We start from the raw sequence: 18,608 nt of genomic DNA on the forward strand, positions 1-18,608 counted from the left end.
CGGTCCCGCTCAGCTCCCGCCGGTGTGCACCTGGAAGGCGGCGCGGCGTACGGCCCTCGCGAGGGCGGGGTCGGGGTGGGCGGCGGCGAGCGCGACCAGGACCTGCACGGTGCGGGGGTGACCGACGGCGCGCACCTCGTCGAGGAGCATCGGCACCGTCGGCTGCACCGCGGACTCCAGGTGCCGTACGAGCATCGGGGCCTCGCCGTGGTCGGCGACGGCGGCGGCGGTGTCGACCCAGAGCCAGGTGGCCTCTTCGCGGGTGAGCGCCTCGTGCGCGTCCTCGGGGTCGATGCCGTCGTGCTCGGCGAGCCACAGCAGGGCGTACGGCCGCAGGGTGGGCTGGTCGGCGACGGCGCGTACGTCGGGCTCGGCGGGGGCGCCGACGACCCGCAGCGCCTCGAAGGCGAGGCCGCGCAGCAGGGCGTCCTCGCCCCGGGCGGCGGCGAGCAGTTCGGTGACGGCACTGCCGACGGGGCGGGCGGCGAGCCAGGCGCGGTACTCGTCGCGGGCGGCGTTCGGGCGGAGCTGGGCGCAGCCGCGGAGCATGTCCTCGGCCGCCTGCTCGATGTTCCCGGCGGGGCTCTGGGCGGCGACGCAGATCTGCTCCAGCTTGACCCAGACCGCCCAGCTGCCGAGCGGGGTGAGGGTGGCCTGTCCGTCGCCGTAGGTGAGGGCACCGACGGAGGCGAGAGCGTGCAGGGCCCAGTCGAGGAGCGGGGCGAGAGGCGTGTCCTCGGCGGGGGTCGTGTCGGGGAGCGGCTCGGGCTGCGGACCGTAGGGGATCTCGCAGCGTTCGGTGCGCAGTTCGGTGACCCGCTGCTCCAGCAGGTCCAGGAGCTGCTCGACGGGGACGGGCCCGGCGGACAGCTGGAGGAAGGAGAGCACCTGGGGCAGGGCCGAGACGACGTCGGCCACGGCGCCGTGGGGGTGCTGCTCCGGTTCCGGGTGGGCGAGCGACCAGGCGTCGAAGAGGGCGACCCAGCCGCGCAGCACGGCGCTGTCGTCGCGGTCCCAGGCGCGCAGCCGCCAACCGGGGCGGGCGCTGTCGCCGTGCACCTCGACGAGGCCGGCGAGCCGCGCGGTGTCCCAGTCGGCGCGGACCTGAGCGGCGGTCAGGCCGAGGTCCCGGGCGGCGCGTTCGGCGGTCGCGTCGGAGAGGGTGCCCTTGCCGTCGGGGCTCGCGCCGTCCCGGCCGGGGCGCAGCTCGGCGTCCGCCCAGTGGGCGACACGGGCCGCGGCGGCCAGTCCTGAGCGAGCCATTCTGGCCAGCTCCGCCCGGGCCGGTGTGCCCTCCGGGGGGCGCGGTGCGGGGCGGCGTGGGCGCCGCTGGTTCACGGCTCTGGGGGCGGCGGCCAGGGGTCGCGGGCGGACGAGTCGAAGCCTGGAGTCGCGCGGGATACGGGACGTCACGGGTGCAGTCTTCCGGTTGACGGTCCGAAAACCCAAACGGAATGTCACGAGGGGCTACGGGGATGGCCAACGCACGGGGTCTCGTGGGCGGCAAGAGGCGCATAACCGGCCAGTGGTACGGGGTTAAACGGAATCCGCGGGACCGGTGTCGCCCGCGCGCCGGCGGTGGCACGTCGGCGGCGTCACATGAGCGGTGTCATGAAGCGGCGCAGGGATTCCTCGTAGGACTCCGGGTCGGCGTTCCACATGGCGGCGTGGGGGGCACCCTCGACCGTGCGGAGGGCCACCAGGTTGGGGTGGGCGTCGGCGAGGCGACGCGAGAGGGTCCAGGGGGCCACCCGGTCGTCGGGGCCGTGGAAGACCAGGGTCGGCACGGTGAGCCGGCCGGCGGCGCCGTCGCCGGTGAAGCGGTCGGCGCTCAGGCCGGTACGGCCCTGTGCCGCGCGCACCGCGAGCGGCAGGAGCGCGCTCGGCGTGTGGCGGGCCCTGGCGAGGGCGCGCAGGGTGGCTTCCCAGTCGAGGACCGGGGAGTCCAGTACGAGGCCGGAGACCCGGTCACGGAGACCCGAGTGCGCGGCGGCGCGCAGCGCCATCGTGGCGCCGGTGGACCAGCCGAGCAGGACGAGCTGCTTGGCGCCGTACCGCACGGCGTAGCGCATCGCCGCGTCCAGGTCGCGCCACTCGGTCTCGCCGAGGTGGTTCAGTCCGTCCGGCGGACGGGGTGCGCCGAGGTCGCCGCGGTAGGCGAGGGCGAGGACCGGGAAGTGGCGGCCGCTGAGGAACTCCATGACGTTCATGGCCTGTTCGCGGGTGGTGCCGAGACCGTGCACCGCGATGACCCAGGTGTCCCGTGCGCCGGGGACGAACCAGGCGGGCAGGGAGCCGAGTTCGCCGGGGATGTCGATGTCGGCGTGGTCGAGGCCGAGGGCGGCGCTCGGGTTGCCTACGTAGACGTTCGGGGTGAGCCAGACGCTGTCGCCGGGCTGGAGGTCGCCGTGGGTGACGCGTTCCAGGCGGCGTACGACGGTGTCGGCGGAGTGCTTCGCCGCGGCGAGGACGGGTCCGACGACCGCGTGGGAGCCGTCGCCGGAGAGGCCGTAGGTGCCCGGCCGCAGGGAGGCGAGGTCGCGGGTGAGGGCGATCTGGCCGGCGGCCGTGGCGTGCACGGTGAGCCGGGGTTCGGTGGGCAGGGGCCGGCCGGCGGGCGCCGTCAGTGCGGCGCCACTGGCGAACCGTCCGGCGGCGACGCTCGCGGCGCCGGCGGCCAGAGCCACGGTGACGGCTGCGGCCGTCGCTTTGACTGTGCGCACCTGTCCAGTGTCCGGGCGGACGGGGGGCGCGGCCAGTGGGAGGGCGACTCGGAGTGAGGGCCGGGATGGGGGGCGCCGCATTTTCCTCGCCCCCGCCGCCCCTACCCGTCCCATCCCTGGGGGCTGCCGCCCCCAGACCCCGCTGTCGGCCCTGCGGGCCTCGTCCTCAAACGCCGGACGGGCTGAAAATGCCTGGACCGGCATCGCAGAAGGTCACCCTCGTTGCCCGTACCCCCGCAACCGCTCCCCCGCCTCCGCCACCTGCGCCTCCGACAGCAGGGCCGGCGACAGGCCGGGCACCGAGGACGCCGTGAGCCACAGGCGGGACATCCACTCCAGCTGCGCCGTGCGGTCGTAGGCCTGGTCCAGGGTCGCGCCGTAGGCGATCGTGCCGTGGTTCTGGAGGAGGCAGGCGGTGCGGTCGGTGAGGGCCCGGAGCATGTTCTCGGCCAACTCCGCCGTGCCGTACGTCGCATACGGGGCAACCCGGACGGGTCCGCCGAGGGCGCCGGCCATGTAGTGGATCAACGGGAGCTCGGGCACCAGGGTCGAGACGGCCGTGGCGTGGACCGCGTGGGTGTGGACGACGGCCCCGGCATCGGTGGCGCGGTAGACGGCGAGGTGCATGGGCAGCTCACTCGTCGGCACCAGCGCGCCCAGCACCCGCCCGCCATCCAGGTCGACCCCGGTCACATCGTCCGGCGTCAGCCGGTCGTACGGCACCCCCGACGGCGTGACCAGCACCGTGTCACCGACCCGCACCGAGACGTTCCCGGACGTGCCGACGACCAGCCCGTCGGACACGGTCCGGCGAGCCGTCGCCACGAGCGCCTCCCAGGCATCCGCCTCCTCGGGGCGCACACTCCTGCCCCACGGCTCCCCCGCTTCCGGTTCGCCCTCCCGCGCATCCCGCGCGCCCCGCCGGTCCCGCTGCTCCTCAGCCATGCGGCGATCCTGCCAGGCGCGGCGACGGCACGGCCTCAAGTCGCCGCCGAGCCGGGGCACTTTAGGGCGGAGGACCGGCGTCCGGAAGGGTGCATAAGGTGGGATATCCACCTCTCCCACCTCTTGGCCTGAGATCGATCAGCATTCAACGATCTTCCAGTAATCTCTGGGGGATTTGTCGTGCACGCAGCCATTCCGGGGGGAAATATGGCCCGTGATCGCAAACCGTCCCGTCACCGCTCCCGCCTCATAGCGGCATCCGTGGCGGCGCTCGCCCTTGGGGGAACCGCACTGGTGGAGATACCGGCCGCGGCGGCCGGCAAACCCAAGGGCCATGACGTCTCGTCCCACCAGAAGAACGTCGACTGGCAGAGCTCCAAGGGGAAGGGCGCCAAGTTCGTCTACGTCAAGGCGACCGAGTCCCACACCTATCGCAACCCGTACTTCGGCCAGCAGTACAACGGCTCCCGCAACGCGGGCCTGATCCGCGGCGCGTACCACTTCGCACTGCCGGACAAGTCGTCGGGCAGGACGCAGGCCGCGCACTTCGTACGCAACGGCGGCGGCTGGCGGTCGGACGGCTGGACCCTGCCGCCCGCGCTGGACATCGAGTACAACCCGTACAGCAAGCACAAGTGCTACGGACTGAGCAAGGTGAAGATGGTCGGCTGGATCCAGTCCTTCAGCAAGGAGGTGAAGCGGCTCACCGGGCGCCGTCCGGTGATCTACACCACCACCCACTGGTGGAACACCTGCACCGGCGCCAGCCGCGCCTTCGCCTCGAACCACGCGCTGTGGATAGCGCGCTACGACTCCGCGACCGCGGGGGCACTACCGGCCGGATGGCAGTTCTGGACCATCTGGCAGTACGACAACGGCAGCGGCAGCCTGCCGGGTGACCAGAATCTCTTCAACGGGTCCATGACCCAGCTGAGGAAGTTCGCCCGAGGCTACTGAGCCTTGCGGCGCCTGGGGTCGCACGGTGACCGATGGGGCCAGCGGAGCGGGAACCTCCGCTTCCGGCGGAACAACCCCCTGCTACGGACACCGTGCGGCCTGCCTCAGTTCACCTTCCGTTCACTCAGGTTTCCTACGGTCAACCGACCGATGACCTCGAACGATTGCCTGGGTAAATGGAAAACTTCTCGCTGATCCTCGCGATTGTGGTGGTAACCGCACTCGCGTTCGATTTCACGAACGGTTTCCACGACACCGCCAACGCGATGGCCACAACCATCTCGACCGGTGCGCTCAAGCCCAAGGTCGCGGTGGCCATGTCCGCCGTGCTGAACCTTGTAGGCGCCTTCCTCTCCGTGGAGGTCGCCAACACGATCTCCAAGGGTCTCGTCGACGAGACCGGCATCCGTCCCGAGGTCATCTTCGCCGCGTTGGTCGGCGCGATCCTCTGGAATCTGCTCACCTGGCTGGTGGGCCTGCCCTCCAGCTCCTCGCACGCCCTGATGGGCGGCCTGATCGGCGCCACCATCGCCTCGGCCGGCATGGGTGCGGTCCACGGCGACGTGCTCGTCACCAAGGTGCTGATCCCGGCCATCGCCGCCCCGCTGGTCGCGGGCATCGCGGCGCTGCTCGCCACACGCCTGACCTACTCCCTCGGCAAGAAGGCCGACGGCGACGCCAGCAAGAAGGGCTACCGCGCCGGCCAGATAGCTTCCGCCGGTCTGGTCTCCCTCGCCCACGGCACCAACGACGCGCAGAAGACGATGGGCATCATCACCCTCGCGCTGGTCGCCGGCGGCACCCTGGCGCCCGACTCCGACCCGCCCATGTGGGTCATCCTCTCCGCGGGCCTGGCCATCGCGCTCGGCACCTACCTCGGCGGCTGGCGCATCATCCGCACCATGGGCAAGGGCCTGACCGACCTTCAGCCGCAGCAGGGCTTCGCCGCCCAGACCAGCGCGGCCACCGTCATCCTGGCCTCCTCCCACCTCGGCTTCTCCCTCTCCACCACGCACTCCGTCTCCGGCGCGGTGATGGGCGCGGGCCTCGGCCGCAAGGGCGGCGTGGTCCGCTGGTCGACGGCCACCCGGATGTTCGTCGCCTGGGGTCTGACGCTCCCGGCCGCCGCCCTGGTCGGCGCGCTCGCGGAGTACGTGACGGGCTTCGGCGCCTGGGGCACGGCCCTGGTCGCGGTCTTCCTGGTCGGCTCCAGCGCCGCGATCTGGAAGATCTCCCGCCGTGAGGTCATCGACCACACCAACGTCAACGAGACCGAGGAGCCGGCCGGCGTGGTGACCACGGCCATGGCGGCCGTGACCCCGCCCCCCGTGGGCACCACGACCGAGGAGCTCTCGGCCACCATCCCGGCCCCGTCCTCCGAGCCCACGCCCTCGCAGGCCACGGTCTGACCCCCGCCCGGTTACTCCTCCCGGTACTCAAGGAAGAAGAAGCATGAAGATCGACTGGGCGGCTCTCGGCTCCGTCTTCGGCGTCAGCCTCGTGGTCACGGTGGCCCTCGTGGGCCTGTTCACCCTCGGCATCTCGGGCCTGTCCCGCCGCGAACGGGCCGTGGCCCAGGGCGACTCGGCCGCACTCGCGGTCACGGGCGCTTACGCGTGCTTCGCGGCATGCGCGGCGGCCGTGGGCTACGGGATCTACCTGATCGTGGCCTGACGGCCCGACGCACAGCGCGCACGACGCCTGAAACCCCCGAGGTGCGGGACGGATCGCCGTCCCGCACCTCACGCCTGTGTGGGCCTTCGCACACTCTCCCGTCGCAGGTCAACGGCAAGTTGACGGCCCTTCCAACCCCATGGTGGACTTCCGGAGCCAACTACGGCGGCAGAAGAGGAAGCCGGTGCGAATCCGGCGCGGTCCCGCCACTGTCACCGGGGTAGAAAGCCCCGGGAGCCAGGAACTCTCGCCGCCGGTCTCGTCGAACCAGGGCGTGGACACCCTGAGTGAGGACAGAACGCGATGCTCGCCTGCCGATCGACACGCAGTACCAGACCCTCGTCTGACCCCACGGTCGGCTGACCCCGATGCGAGCCGATCGCGTCTTCGCGTACGGCGCCGCCGCCGGGCTTCTCGGTGATCTGCTGCTCGGCGACCCTCGCCGGGGGCATCCGGTCGCCGCGTTCGGACGTGCCGCCGGCGCCGTGGAAAGAGTGTTGTGGCGCGACGACCGCGCGCGGGGTGCGGTGCACACCGCCGTGTGCGCCGGTGGCGCCGTGGCGCTGGGTGTCGTCGCCGCCCGTGTCGTACGTACGTCCCCCGCCGCGTCCGTCGCGCTGACCGGCGCCGCCACCTGGGCGGTGGTCGGGGGGACTTCGCTGGCCCGGGAGGCCCGGACGATCGGGCGCGCCCTGGAGGCGGGGGACGTCGACGGCGCGCGGGCGCGGCTGCCGCATCTGTGCGGGCGGGATCCGCAGGCGCTGGACGCGGACGGGATCGCGCGGGCGGTCGTGGAGTCCGTCGCCGAGAACACCTCCGACGCGGTGGTGGGCGCTCTGGTGTGGGGGGCCGTCGGCGGGGTGCCGGGGCTCCTCGGGTTCCGGGCCGTGAACACGCTCGACGCCATGGTGGGCCACAAGTCGCCCAAGTACCGCCGGTACGGGTGGGCTTCGGCGCGGCTCGACGACGTGGCGGGGTGGCCGGGGGCCCGGCTGACCGCCGTACTCGCCGCCGTCGCCGGAGGTGACACCCGGGGAGCCGTACGGGCCTGGCGGGCCGATGCCGGTCGGCACCCGAGCCCCAACGCCGGGCCCGTCGAGGCCTCGTTCGCGGGGGCGCTCGGGGTGCGGCTGGGCGGGACGCTGTCGTACGGCGGGCGGGTCGAGCACCGGCCCGTGCTCAACGGGGCGGGGCGCGCCGTCTCCGTCCAGGACATCGACAGGGCCGTACGGCTGTCGAAGCGCGTCGGATGGCTGGCGCTCGGCGTCTGTGCCGCCGGGCGCCGTATCGCGAAGGGACGTACGTCATGACGGGCGGGGGGCTTCTCGTCGCCGGCACCACCTCGGACGCGGGCAAGAGTGTTGTCACCGCCGGGATCTGCCGGTGGCTGGTGCGGCAGGGGGTCAAGGTCGCGCCCTTCAAGGCGCAGAACATGTCCCTCAACTCGTTCGTGACGCGCGAGGGTGCCGAGATCGGGCGGGCGCAGGCCATGCAGGCGCAGGCGTGCCGCGTGGAGCCGACCGCGCTGATGAACCCCGTGCTGCTCAAGCCCGGTGGCGAGCGGAGCAGTCAGGTCGTGCTGCTGGGCAAGCCCGTCGGCGAGCTCAGCGCACGCGGGTACCACGGGGGGCGGCAGCAGGCGCTGCTCGGGACGGTGCTCGACTGTCTCGCCGAACTGCGGGGCACGTATGACGCGGTGATCTGTGAGGGGGCCGGCTCTCCGGCCGAGATCAATCTGCGGCGAACCGACATCGTCAACATGGGCATCGCACGCAGCGCGCGGCTGCCCGTGCTGGTGGTGGGCGACATCGACCGCGGCGGCGTCTTCGCCTCGTTCTTCGGGACCGTGGCCCTCCTCTCCCCCGAGGACCAGGAGCTCATCGCCGGGTTCCTCGTCAACAAGTTCCGGGGAGATGTGTCGCTGCTCGAACCCGGGCTCGACATGCTGCACGGCCTCACCGGCCGGCACACCTACGGCGTGCTGCCCTTCCGGCACGGGCTCGGCATCGACGAGGAGGACGGGCTGCGGGTCTCCCTGCGCGGGACGGTGCGGGAGTCCGTCGTCGCGCCGCCCGTCGGCGAGGACGTGCTGCGGGTCGCCGTCTGTGCCGTCCCGCTGATGTCCAACTTCACCGACGTGGACGCCCTGGCCGCCGAGCCGGGTGTCGTCGTGCGGTTCGTGGACCGGCCGGAGGAGCTGGCCGACGCGGATCTGGTGGTGCTCCCCGGCACCCGGGGAACCGTGCGCGCGCTGGAGTGGCTCCGCGAGCGGGGGCTCGCGCAGGCCCTGGTGCGCAGGGCCGCCGAGGGGCGGCCGATCCTCGGCATCTGCGGCGGCTTCCAGGTGCTCGGTGAGCACATCGAGGACGAGGTCGAGAGTCGGCGAGGGCATGTCGAAGGGCTCGGAGTCCTTCCCCTGCGGGTGCGGTTCGCCCGCGAGAAGACCCTCACCCGGCCCGTCGGGGAGGCCCTCGGGGAGCGGGTCGAGGGGTACGAGATCCATCACGGGGTCGCCGATGTCAGCGGGGGTGAATCCTTCCTCGACGGGTGCCGGGTCGGTCAGACCTGGGGCACGCACTGGCACGGCTCGCTGGAGTCGGACGGTTTCCGGCGGGCCTTTCTGCGCGAGGTGGCGGCCGCCGCGGGCCGGCGCTTCGTGCCGGCCCCCGACACGTCGTTCGCCGCGCTGCGCGAGGAGCAGCTCGACCGGCTCGGCGACCTGATCGAACAGCACGCGGACACCGACGCGCTCTGGCGGCTCATCGAGTCGGGAGCGCCGCAAGGACTGCCTTTCATTCCACCGGGAGCGCCCGCATGAGCACACCCTTCCCCTTCACGGCCGTTGTCGGCCAGGACGACCTGCGGCTCGCGCTGCTGCTGAACGCCGTGTCACCGGCGGTCGGCGGAGTGCTGGTGCGCGGTGAGAAGGGCACGGCCAAGTCGACGGCGGTACGGGCGCTTTCGGCGTTGCTGCCGGAGGTCCCGGTCGTCCCCGGCTGCCGTTTCTCGTGCGATCCCGCGCGACCGGACGCCGGGTGCCCGGACGGGCCGCACGAGCCGGGAGCGGGGGCCGAGCGGCCCGCCCGTATGGTCGAGCTGCCCGTCGGCGCCTCCGAGGACCGGCTGGTGGGCGCGCTGGACATCGAGCGGGCCCTGTCGGAGGGCGTGAAGGCCTTCGAGCCCGGCCTGCTCGCGGACGCGCACCGCGGGATCCTCTACGTCGACGAGGTCAACCTCCTCCACGACCACCTGGTCGACCTGCTCCTCGACGCGGCCGCGATGGGCGCGTCGTACGTCGAGCGGGAGGGTGTCTCCGTACGGCACGCCTCGAAGTTCCTCCTCGTGGGCACCATGAACCCCGAAGAGGGCGAGCTGCGGCCGCAGTTGCTCGACCGGTTCGGGCTGACCGTCGAGGTCGCGGCCTCGCGGGAGCCCGACCAGCGGGTGGAGGTCGTACGCCGGCGCCTCGCCTACGACGACGACCCGGCCGGCTTCGCCGCGCGCTGGGCGGACGAGGAAGCCGAGGTACGTCAACGCATCGCCACGGCACGGGAGTTGTTGCCGTCGGTGCGGCTCGGTGACGGGGCGCTGCGGCAGATCGCGGCGACCTGCGCGGCCTTCGAGGTGGACGGCATGCGGGCCGACATCGTGATGGCGCGTACGGCGACCGCGCTGGCCGCGTGGGCCGGGCGGACCGACGTGGCGGCCGAGGACGTCCGGCAGGCGGCGTTGCTCGCGCTGCCGCACCGCAGGCGGCGCAATCCCTTCGACGCTCCGGGACTCGACGAGGACAAGCTCGACGAGACGCTGGAGGAGTTCGCCGGCGACGACGAGAGTCGGAACGAGAACGCGAACGAAGGCGAGAGCGAGAACGAGAGCGACGAGGATCCCGATCCGGACGGGCCCGGCGGGGGTGGCGGGCAGCCGCCTTCCGGCCCGGACGGGGCGGACGGGCCGCAGGGCGGTGACACGGGCGCCCAGCCCGAGTCCGCCGCGGACGGGCAGCCGCAGGCGCAGGCCCCACATGCCGGGGAGCAGCAGCCCGTGCGGGCTTCGGAGCCCTTCCGGACCAAGGTGCTCAGCGTGCCCGGTCTCGGCGAGGGTGCCGCGGGGCGGCGTTCGCGGGCACGGACCGAGCACGGGCGCACGACCGGGGCGCGACGGCCCCGGGGGGCGCTGACCAAGCTGCACCTGGCGGCGACCGTGCACGCCGCGGCGCCGCATCAGCGGACTCGGGGGCGGTCGGGGCCGGGACTGGTCGTGCGGCGTGACGACCTGCGGCAGGCGACCCGGGAAGGACGCGAAGGGAACCTCGTGCTGTTCGTGGTCGACGCCTCGGGGTCGATGGCGGCGCGGCAGCGGATGAGCGCCGTGAAGGGGGCGGTGCTGTCGCTGCTGCTGGACGCGTATCAGCGGCGGGACAAGGTGGGGCTGGTGACGTTCCGCGGGACGGGCGCGGAGGTCGCCCTGCCGCCGACCTCGTCGGTGGACGCGGCGGCGGTGCGGCTGGAGTCGCTGCCGACCGGAGGGCGCACGCCGCTCGCGGCGGGGCTGCTGAAGGCGCACGAGGTGCTTCGGGTGGAGCGGCTGCGGGACCCGGCGCGCCGGGCGCTGGTCGTCGTGGTGACCGACGGGCGGGCCACCGGCGGGCCGGAGCCGGTCGCCCTGGCCGGGCGGGCGGCGCGGCTGTTCGCCGCCGAGGGGATCGCGTCCGTGGTCGTCGACTGCGAGGCGGGGTACGTGCGGCTGGGGCTCGCCGGGCAGCTGGCGGGTGAGCTGGGCGGTACGGCGGTGACGCTGGACGAGCTGCGGGCGGACTCGATCGCCGGTCTCGTCAGGGATGTTCAGAGTGGATCGCAGGGTGGATCGAAGAGGAGGGCCGCGTAATGCCGCAGGGGCAGCCGAGTGTGGTGCCGGACGATGGACTGACGACTCGTCAGCGTCGTAATCGGCCGCTGGTGATGGTGCACACCGGGGTGGGCAAGGGCAAGTCCACCGCGGCCTTCGGGATGGCGCTGCGCGCCTGGAACCAGGGGTGGCCGATCGGGGTGTTCCAGTTCGTCAAGTCGGCCAAGTGGAAGGTCGGCGAGGAGAACGCGCTGCGGGTGCTGGGCGCCAGCGGCGAGGGCGGCACCGTCGACTGGCACAAGATGGGCGAGGGCTGGTCGTGGGTGCAGCGCGACCTCCAGGGTGACAACTCCAGCAACGAGGAGAAGGCCCGGGAGGGCTGGGAGCAGGTCAAGCGGGACCTGGCCGCCGAGTCGTACAAGCTCTACGTCCTCGACGAGTTCGCCTACCCCCTGCACTGGGGATGGATCGACGTCGACGAGGTGCTCGACGTGCTGCGTGACCGGCCCGGAACCCAGCATGTCGTCATCACCGGGCGGAACGCGCCCGACAAGCTCCTCGAATTCGCCGACCTCGTGACCGAGATGTCCAAGGTCAAGCACCCCATGGACGCCGGGCAGAAGGGGCAGCGGGGTATCGAGTGGTGATGTCCTCGCCCGCGTCCCCGGCTCCGTCCCCGTCAGCTTCCGTGCCCCGGTTGGTCATCGCCGCGCCGTCGTCCGGCAGCGGCAAGACCACCGTCGCCACGGGGTTGATGGCCGCGCTCGCCGCGCGGGGGCTCGCCGTGTCCCCGCACAAGGTCGGGCCGGACTACATCGACCCCGGGTATCACGCGCTCGCCACCGGGCGGGTGGGGCGGAACCTCGACGCGTATCTGTGCGGGCCCGAGCTGGTCGGGCCGTTGTTCCTGCACGGGGCGCGGGACTGCGACATCGCGGTCGTCGAGGGCGTCATGGGGATGTTCGACGGGGCCGCCGGGCAGGGGGAGCTGGCGTCCACCGCGCATGTGGCGAAGCTGCTCCGGGCGCCGGTGGTGCTGGTCGTCGACGCGTCGTCGCAGTCGCGGTCCGTGGCGGCGCTGGTGCACGGGTTCGTGTCCTGGGATCCGGAGGTGCGGGTCGGGGGCGTGATCCTGAACAAGGTGGCCTCCGATCGGCATGAGGAGTTGTTGCGGGAGGGGTTGGAGTCGGCCGGGGTGCCTGTGCTCGGGGTGCTGCGGCGGACGGCTCGGGTGGATACGCCGTCGCGGCATCTGGGGTTGGTGCCGGTTGCCGAGCGGCAGGGCGCGGCGGTGGACGCGGTGGCCGCGATGTCGGCGCAGGTGCGGGACGGGTGTGATCTGGAGGCGCTGGTTTCGCTGGCGCGTAGTGCGGGGGCGTTGTCGTGTGCGGCCTGGGATGCGGCTGAGGTGCTGGCTTCCTCGCCCCCGCCGCCCCTACCCGTCCCGTCCCTGGGGGCTGCGCCCCCAGACCCCCGCCATCGGCCCTTCGGGCCTCGTCCTCAAACGCCGGACGGGCTGGAAGGGACGGCCGGGCCGGGAGGGGCGGCCGGGACTGAAGAGGTTGTAGCCGTCGCGGGTGGGCCCGCCTTCACCTTTTCCTACGCCGAGCACAGCGAGCTGCTCACCGCCGCCGGGGCCGTCGTCGTTCCCTTCGATCCGCTGCGGGACGAGCAACTGCCGGACGGGACCCGCGGGTTGGTGATCGGCGGCGGGTTCCCCGAGGTGTACGCCGCCGAGCTGTCCGCCAATGAGCCACTGCGCAAGGCCATCGGTGAGTTCGCCCTCAGCGGGGCTCCGGTCGCCGCCGAGTGTGCGGGGCTGCTGTATCTGTGCCGGGAGCTCGACGGGCAGCCCATGTGCGGGGTCCTCGAAGCCGGCGCTCGTATGTCGGAGCGGCTGACGCTCGGCTACCGGGACGCGGTGGCCTTGAGTGACAGCTCGCTCGCGGTGGCGGGGACGCGGATGCGGGGGCACGAGTTCCATCGGACGGTCGTGGAGCCCGGGGCGGGGGGCCTGCCCGCCTGGGGGATGCGGGTGCCGGAGAAGCGGGTCGAAGGGTTCGTGCGGCGAGGGGTGCACGCGAGCTATCTGCACACGCACTGGGCGGCCGAGCCCGGTGTCGCCCGTCGGTTCGTGGAGGGGTGCCGTACCGCTGACGGGGTCGCCCGGTGAGAGCGGAGGCGGTCGGGGCCCTCGTGGTGGGTGTCGGTGCCTCCAGGGGCGCCCCCGTCGGCGAGGTCCTCGCACTGATCGAGGGCACGCTGAGCGATGCCGGCCTCTCCCCCGGGTCCCTCGCCGAACTCGCCACCGTCGACACCAAGGCCGACGAACCCGGCATCGTCCAGGCCGCCGCGCGTCTCGGCGTCCCCCTCGTCATCTACCCCGCCGACGAGCTGGCCGCCGTCGAGGCGCCGCACCCCTCCGACGCGTCCCTCGCCGCGCTGGGCACCCCGTCGGTCGCCGAGGCCGCAGCCCTCGCGCGCGGCGGAGAACTCCTCGTACCGAAGCGGAAGTCGGAACCCGCCGACGGCCGGCCGGCGCGGGCGACCTGTGCCGTCGCCCGGCGTCCCGGCCCGGACGGGCGACATCATGACCGTGCCGCCGTACGCGACGTCCTGCCGCGCCACCCCGTTCCACCCTTCGAGGAGTCATCGTGACCACCCCGCCGCCCGCCCTGCTCATCGCCGGTCATGGCACCCGGGACGAAGCGGGAGCCGAGGCGTTCCGCGACTTCGTACGGGAGTTGGGGCGCCGCCATCCCGAACTGCCCGTCTCGGGCGGCTTCCTCGCGCTGTCCTCGCCGCCGCTGGGCGAGGCCGTCGCGGAGCTGGTCGAGCGGGGTGTGAGGCGGTTCGCCACCGTGCCGCTGATGCTGGTGGCCGCCGGGCACGCCAAGGGTGACATCCCGGCCGCGCTGGCCGCCGAGCAGGAGCGGCACCCCGGGATCTCGTACACCTGCGGCCGCCCGCTGGGCCCGCACCCCGCGCTGCTGTCCGTGCTGGAGCAGCGGCTCGACGACGCGCTCGGCACCGCGGGGCGCACGCCCGGTGACCGGGCCGAGGTGACCGTACTGCTGGTCGGGCGGGGCTCGACCGACCCGGACGCCAACGCCGAGGTGCACCGGGCGGCGCGGCTGTTGTGGGAGGGGCGGGGTTTCGCGGGCGTGGAGACGGCGTTCGTGTCGCTGGCGGCGCCGGACGTGCCCAGCGGTCTCGACCGGTGCGTGAAGCTGGGGGCGCGGCGGATCGTCGTCCTGCCCTACTTCCTGTTCTCGGGCGTGCTGCCGGAGCGCGTGCGGGACCAGACCGAGGGCTGGGCGGCGGCGCACCCGGAGATCGAGGTGCGGTCGGCGGACGTCCTCGGTCCGGTGCCGGAGCTGCTGGATCTGGTGATGGAGCGGTACGCGGAGGTGGCGGTCTCCCATGCACACTGAGGCACACGACCTCCGGCACCACGGCGACGCCGAGGTCCGTGACGACGGTTCGGCGCTCGTCGACCTCGCGGTGAACGTCCGCGCGGACACACCGCCCACGTGGCTGCGGGAGCGGATCGCCGCGTCGCTGGGCTCCCTCGCGGCCTACCCGGACGGACGGGCCGCGCGGGCGGCGGTGGCGGCTCGGCACGGGCTGCCGGTGGAGCGGGTGCTGCTGACGGCGGGGGCGGCGGAGGCGTTCGTGCTGCTGGCGCGGGCGCTGAAGGTGCTCCGGCCGGTCGTCGTGCACCCGCAGTTCACGGAGCCGGAGGCGGCGCTGCGGGACGCGGGCCTCAGTGTCGACCGGGTGCTGCTGCGGGAGGAGGACGGCTTCCGCCTCGACCCGGCCGCCGTCCCCGAGGACGCCGACCTGGTGGTTGTCGGCAATCCCACCAACCCGACCTCGGTACTGCACCCGGCCGCCTCCATCACCGCACTCGCCCGTCCTGGGCGGACGTTGGTGGTGGACGAGGCGTTCATGGACGCGGTGCCGGGTGAGCGGGAGGCGTTGGCGGGGCGGACGGACGTGCCCGGCCTGGTGGTGCTCCGCAGCCTGACCAAGACGTGGGGGCTGGCCGGGCTGCGGATCGGTTACGTCCTGGCCGCGCCGGAGACCATCGCCGAGCTGGAGTGCGCCCAGCCCCTGTGGCCCGTCTCCACGCCCGCGCTCGCCGCCGCCGAGGCCTGTGTGGCACCGCCGGCCCTCGCGGAGGCGGCCCACGCGGCCCACCGCATCGCCGCCGACCGGGCCCATCTCGTCGCCGGGCTGGGCGAGTTCGCCTCGTCCGGACTCCGGGTCGTCGGGCCCGCCGAGGGTTCCTTCGTCCTCGTACGACTGCCGGGGGCGGCCGCCGTGCGACACCGTCTGCGCGACCTCGGGTTCGCGGTGCGGCGTGGGGACACCTTCCCCGGGCTGGGCGAGGAGTGGCTGCGGCTGGCGGTGCGCGACCGGGGGACGGTCAACCGGTTCCTGCGGGCGCTGGACCAGGCGATGGATCTGGCGCGTCGCTGAACCCGGCCGGTACCCGCTCCAGGGTGCCGTCCGGGAAGCGGACCTCCACGGTGCCGTCGGCGGCGACGGTCGCGCCCGCTCCCGTGAGCGACGTGTGCGGGTCGGCGCTCAGGACGACGAGGGTGACCAACAGCTGGGGTGCTTGCGGGAGTTGGAGCACCGGGGTGGCCGAGTGGTGGCCCACGGCATTCCTGCCGACGGCACGCACGACCGACGCCTCGGCGTCGTCCCAGCCGTGGAGGCCCACGAGCGCGCTGGTCAGTCCGTCCGCGCGGCGGGCCACCGCCCGGGCGGGGCCGGTGCGTGCGTCCGGGGCCGCCGCGTCGTCGGCCACGGCCCAGCCGCCCTCCCGCACCGGCGAGTCGGTGGGTACGTCGAAGCGGTGCACCCGCACTTCCCAGGGGCCGCGCACCAGGCTGACGGTCTCGATGCGGCCCTCCTGCCAGGACCCGGCCCGCCCGCCTGCGGCGCCCAGGGGATGGATGCGTCCGCGCCGGGAGGGCGTGCCGTCGGGGGACAGCAACGCGATGTGGTTGTCGGGTCCGGGGGTTTCGGGGGCGGTCGCGCTGGAGTACGCGAGCCGGGCGTAGTGGGGGCTGTCGTCGTCCGTGGCGGGCGGTGGCGGGAGGCGGTCGCTGCCGTGGTTGACCAGCCGTACGATGCCGTCGGCCGTGGTGGAGTGCAGCAGCCAGCCGGGGGCGTGCAGGGCCAGGCCGACGTCGTGCGTGTCCACGGGGGCGGGCTCCTCCGGCGCCGTCCAGACGGGGTGCTCGGCGGGCAGGAGCAGCCCCAGGAATGCCTTGCTCGCCCAGTACGGGGAGGCGGGGCCCGAGTAGCGCTGGGTGACGGGACGGAAGGGCCGGTACCAGCCGAGGGTGAGCAGGCCCCGCTCATCGGGCACGCCCCGCTCGGCGAAGTGCTTCAGCGCACCGGAGGCGAGGCGGCGGGTGCGGCCCGGCGGCAGCGGGGTGGCGTCGGCGAGGGCGCCCGCCCACAGCGGGGCGGTGGTCGCGAAGCGGTAGGTGAGGGAGCGGCCCTGGTGGACGGGGGCGCCGTCGGATCCGAAGAAGTGCTGGTGGACGGTGAGGAACTCGCGCAGCCGGGCACGGTGCCGGGCCACGGTGGCCGGGTCCGCCCGGGTCCCCGCGATCCGCGCCCACAGCACCGGATACAGGTGCAGCGCCCAGGCGTTGTAGTAGTCGAACTTCCGCCCGTCGCCGTCGGTGTACCAGCCCTCGCCCCGGTACCAGTCGTCCAGGCGGGCGAGCCCGGCGTCGATCTCGGCCCGGCTGTGCCGGGCGCCGGCGGAGGCGAGGAACTCCTCGGTGATGACCTGGAAGAGCCGCCAGTTGGAGTCGTTGACGTCCGCGCCGACGAAGCCGCCGAGCCAGGCGCACACCCGCTGCCGTACGCCGTCGTCGAGGTGGTCCCACAGCCACGGGCGGGACTCGTGCAGCGCGATGGCGACGGAGGCGGCCTCGACCATCGGCTGGGCTCGGTCGGTGACGGGCGGCCAGTGTTCGGGGTGGTGCGGGTCGGTGCCGGCGGCCAGTCCGGTGGCGTAGCGCTCGATGAGCGAGGGACCGACCCGGCCGCCCGCGCCCGCGATACGGAACGCGGCGAGCAGGAAGGAGCGCGCGAAGCCCTCCAGGCCGTCGGACCAGGGGCCGGAGTGGCTGGGCGGGCCGGGGAGGCGGTACTGGGCCAATCCTGGCGTGGCGTACGGCAGCAGCCCTTCGAGGAGGCGGTCTGCGATCGCCTCCCAGTGGGCGCGGGTCCAGCCGGTCAGGGGCGAGAGGGCCGGGTCGGCCGGGGGAAGCCCGGGAAGGTGCGTCGGGTCGTCGGGGAGCGACACATGCGGCGCGGTCATACGGGGGTGGGTCCTCCGTCAGTCGGTCGTGGCCGGGGGTGGGGCGACACTTCGGCGTACGACGATGTGGGTGCCGAGCAGGTGGTGGCTGCCGCCGGCGTGCTCGGGGTCGCGCAGGGCGATGCGGACGGCGGCGCGGCCGAGCTCCTCGGCCGGGGTGCGGACGGTGGTGAGGGGCGGGTTGAAGTCCTCGGCGAGGGGGATGTCGTTGTAGCCGACGACGGAGATGTCGTCGGGCACGCGGAGTCCCGCGTCCGCGACGGCCCGCAGGGCGCCCGCCGCGACCATGTCGTCCCCGGCGAAGACAGCTGTGAACTCCCTTGTCCGCTTGAGGAGTTCGGCCATCGCGCGCAGGCCCGCCGCGCGGCCGAGACCGCAGTCGACGACGTGTCCCGCCTCGGGCGGCAGCCCATGCTCGGCGAGCGCGGCCCGGTAGCCGGCGACGCGAGCCTCCAGCGCGGTGTTGCCGGGCAGCCCGCCGAGGAAGACGATCCGCCGGTGGCCGGCCGAGAGCAGGTGCCCGGTGATCGCCCGCGCGCCCGCCTCATTGTCGAACTCCACGACCAGGGCGGGGAGTTCGGGGCCGGGTGCCGGACGTCCGCACAGCACGAGACGGGCGCCGGAGGAGTCGAGTGCCTGGGCGTAGTGGGCGACGCGCTCCCGGTAGGCGTCGTCCTCGACGACCCCGCCGACCAGGATCACCAGCCGCGCCCCCTCCTCCCGCATCAGCTGCACGAACTCCATCTCGCGCTGCGGGTCCCCGCCGGTCGCGCCGACCACGCACAGCCAGCCCCGGTCGGCGGCCTCCGCCTCCACGCCCTCGGCGACCTGGGCGTAGAAGGGGCTGGTCACCTGGCGGACGACTACGGCGGCCATCTTGCGGCCCCCGCCCACCAGCGCACGGGCGTGCGCGTTGGCGACGTAGTCGAGGTCACGCGCGGCCCGCAGCACGCGGGACCTGGTCGAGGTGGGCACGGGATGGTTGCCGCTCAGCGCGCGCGACGCCGTGGCCACCGACACGCCCGCCAGCTCGGCGACCTCGCGGATCGTCACCCGCCGCTTGGGCCCCGTGTCCCCCATGGTGTTCCCCATCCCCCGCGCCTCCT

14 protein-coding genes, 2 pseudogenes and 1 riboswitch are annotated in these 18,608 nt (G+C 73.7%); of the genes and pseudogenes, 11 read left to right on the forward strand and 5 right to left on the reverse strand.

Annotated elements, in window-relative coordinates; translation table 11 throughout:
* Positions 1-9: 9 nt before the first annotated feature.
* The 3 genes from ADK36_RS18185 to ADK36_RS18195 all read right to left on the reverse strand — a co-directional run bounded on the left by ADK36_RS18185 (position 10) and on the right by ADK36_RS18195 (position 3,668).
* The gene (locus ADK36_RS18185; protein ID WP_199830205.1) at positions 10-1,413 is read right to left on the reverse strand and encodes a hypothetical protein; all 1,404 of its coding nucleotides are present in this window, start codon (positions 1,411-1,413) and stop codon (positions 10-12) included.
* A gap of 182 nt (positions 1,414-1,595) precedes the next feature.
* Positions 1,596-2,723, reverse strand: coding sequence for an alpha/beta hydrolase (locus ADK36_RS18190; protein ID WP_048583610.1), 1,128 nt, complete (start codon positions 2,721-2,723; stop codon positions 1,596-1,598).
* 213 nt (positions 2,724-2,936) lie between these two features.
* On the reverse strand, positions 2,937-3,668 hold the full coding sequence (locus ADK36_RS18195; protein WP_048583611.1) for a class II aldolase/adducin family protein: 732 nt from the start codon (positions 3,666-3,668) through the stop codon (positions 2,937-2,939).
* 207 nt (positions 3,669-3,875) lie between these two features.
* On the opposite strand from ADK36_RS18195, the gene ADK36_RS18200 reads away from it, so the two are divergent.
* The 11 genes and pseudogenes from ADK36_RS18200 to cobC all read left to right on the forward strand — a co-directional run bounded on the left by ADK36_RS18200 (position 3,876) and on the right by cobC (position 15,632).
* Positions 3,876-4,625, forward strand: coding sequence for a lysozyme (locus ADK36_RS18200; protein ID WP_048583612.1), 750 nt, complete (start codon positions 3,876-3,878; stop codon positions 4,623-4,625).
* A gap of 176 nt (positions 4,626-4,801) precedes the next feature.
* Positions 4,802-6,034 carry an inorganic phosphate transporter gene (locus ADK36_RS18205; protein WP_048583613.1) on the forward strand — a complete coding sequence of 411 codons (1,233 nt, stop codon included), beginning with the start codon at positions 4,802-4,804 and terminating at the stop codon, positions 6,032-6,034.
* 43 nt (positions 6,035-6,077) lie between these two features.
* The gene (locus ADK36_RS18210; protein WP_030051597.1) at positions 6,078-6,299 is read left to right on the forward strand and encodes a hypothetical protein; all 222 of its coding nucleotides are present in this window, start codon (positions 6,078-6,080) and stop codon (positions 6,297-6,299) included.
* Between the two features lie 126 nt (positions 6,300-6,425).
* A riboswitch (cobalamin riboswitch) is annotated at positions 6,426-6,565 on the forward strand.
* Positions 6,566-6,667: 102 nt separating this feature from the next.
* Positions 6,668-7,609: a cobalamin biosynthesis protein gene (locus ADK36_RS18215; RefSeq protein ID WP_053198280.1), complete on the forward strand. Its 942-nt coding sequence runs from the start codon at positions 6,668-6,670 to the stop codon at positions 7,607-7,609.
* Positions 7,606-9,117: a cobyric acid synthase gene (locus ADK36_RS18220; RefSeq protein WP_048583615.1), complete on the forward strand. Its 1,512-nt coding sequence runs from the start codon at positions 7,606-7,608 to the stop codon at positions 9,115-9,117. Before ADK36_RS18215 ends, ADK36_RS18220 begins: the two co-directional genes overlap by 4 nt.
* Positions 9,114-11,186: a putative cobaltochelatase gene (locus tag ADK36_RS18225; protein ID WP_048583616.1), complete on the forward strand. Its 2,073-nt coding sequence runs from the start codon at positions 9,114-9,116 to the stop codon at positions 11,184-11,186. The genes ADK36_RS18220 and ADK36_RS18225 overlap by 4 nt, the downstream gene beginning before the upstream one ends.
* Positions 11,186-11,794: a cob(I)yrinic acid a,c-diamide adenosyltransferase gene (gene cobO / locus ADK36_RS18230; protein ID WP_048583617.1), complete on the forward strand. Its 609-nt coding sequence runs from the start codon at positions 11,186-11,188 to the stop codon at positions 11,792-11,794. Before ADK36_RS18225 ends, cobO begins: the two co-directional genes overlap by 1 nt.
* Positions 11,794-13,320, forward strand: coding sequence for a cobyrinate a,c-diamide synthase (locus ADK36_RS18235; RefSeq protein WP_053198316.1), 1,527 nt, complete (start codon positions 11,794-11,796; stop codon positions 13,318-13,320). Before cobO ends, ADK36_RS18235 begins: the two co-directional genes overlap by 1 nt.
* 17 nt (positions 13,321-13,337) lie before the next feature.
* Positions 13,338-13,721, forward strand: a pseudogene (locus ADK36_RS18240) (cobalamin biosynthesis protein); the annotation flags it as partial.
* 80 nt (positions 13,722-13,801) lie between these two features.
* A pseudogene (locus ADK36_RS18245) lies at positions 13,802-14,557 on the forward strand (sirohydrochlorin chelatase); the annotation flags it as partial.
* A 13-nt stretch (positions 14,558-14,570) separates the two neighbouring features.
* Positions 14,571-15,632, forward strand: coding sequence for an Rv2231c family pyridoxal phosphate-dependent protein CobC (gene cobC / locus ADK36_RS18250; RefSeq protein ID WP_048583618.1), 1,062 nt, complete (start codon positions 14,571-14,573; stop codon positions 15,630-15,632).
* On the opposite strand, the gene ADK36_RS18255 is transcribed toward cobC, so the two are convergent.
* Positions 15,580-17,502, reverse strand: coding sequence for a DUF2264 domain-containing protein (locus tag ADK36_RS18255; RefSeq protein WP_053198281.1), 1,923 nt, complete (start codon positions 17,500-17,502; stop codon positions 15,580-15,582). The two genes, cobC and ADK36_RS18255, sit on opposite strands and share 53 nt — an antisense overlap.
* 18 nt (positions 17,503-17,520) lie before the next feature.
* Complete coding sequence (locus ADK36_RS18260; protein ID WP_078916418.1) at positions 17,521-18,594, reverse strand: LacI family DNA-binding transcriptional regulator; 1,074 nt, start codon at positions 18,592-18,594, stop codon at positions 17,521-17,523.
* Positions 18,595-18,608 lie beyond the last annotated feature (14 nt).

The organism is Streptomyces viridochromogenes (genome assembly GCF_001270495.1).
Lineage (GTDB): Bacteria > Actinomycetota > Actinomycetes > Streptomycetales > Streptomycetaceae > Streptomyces > Streptomyces viridochromogenes_A.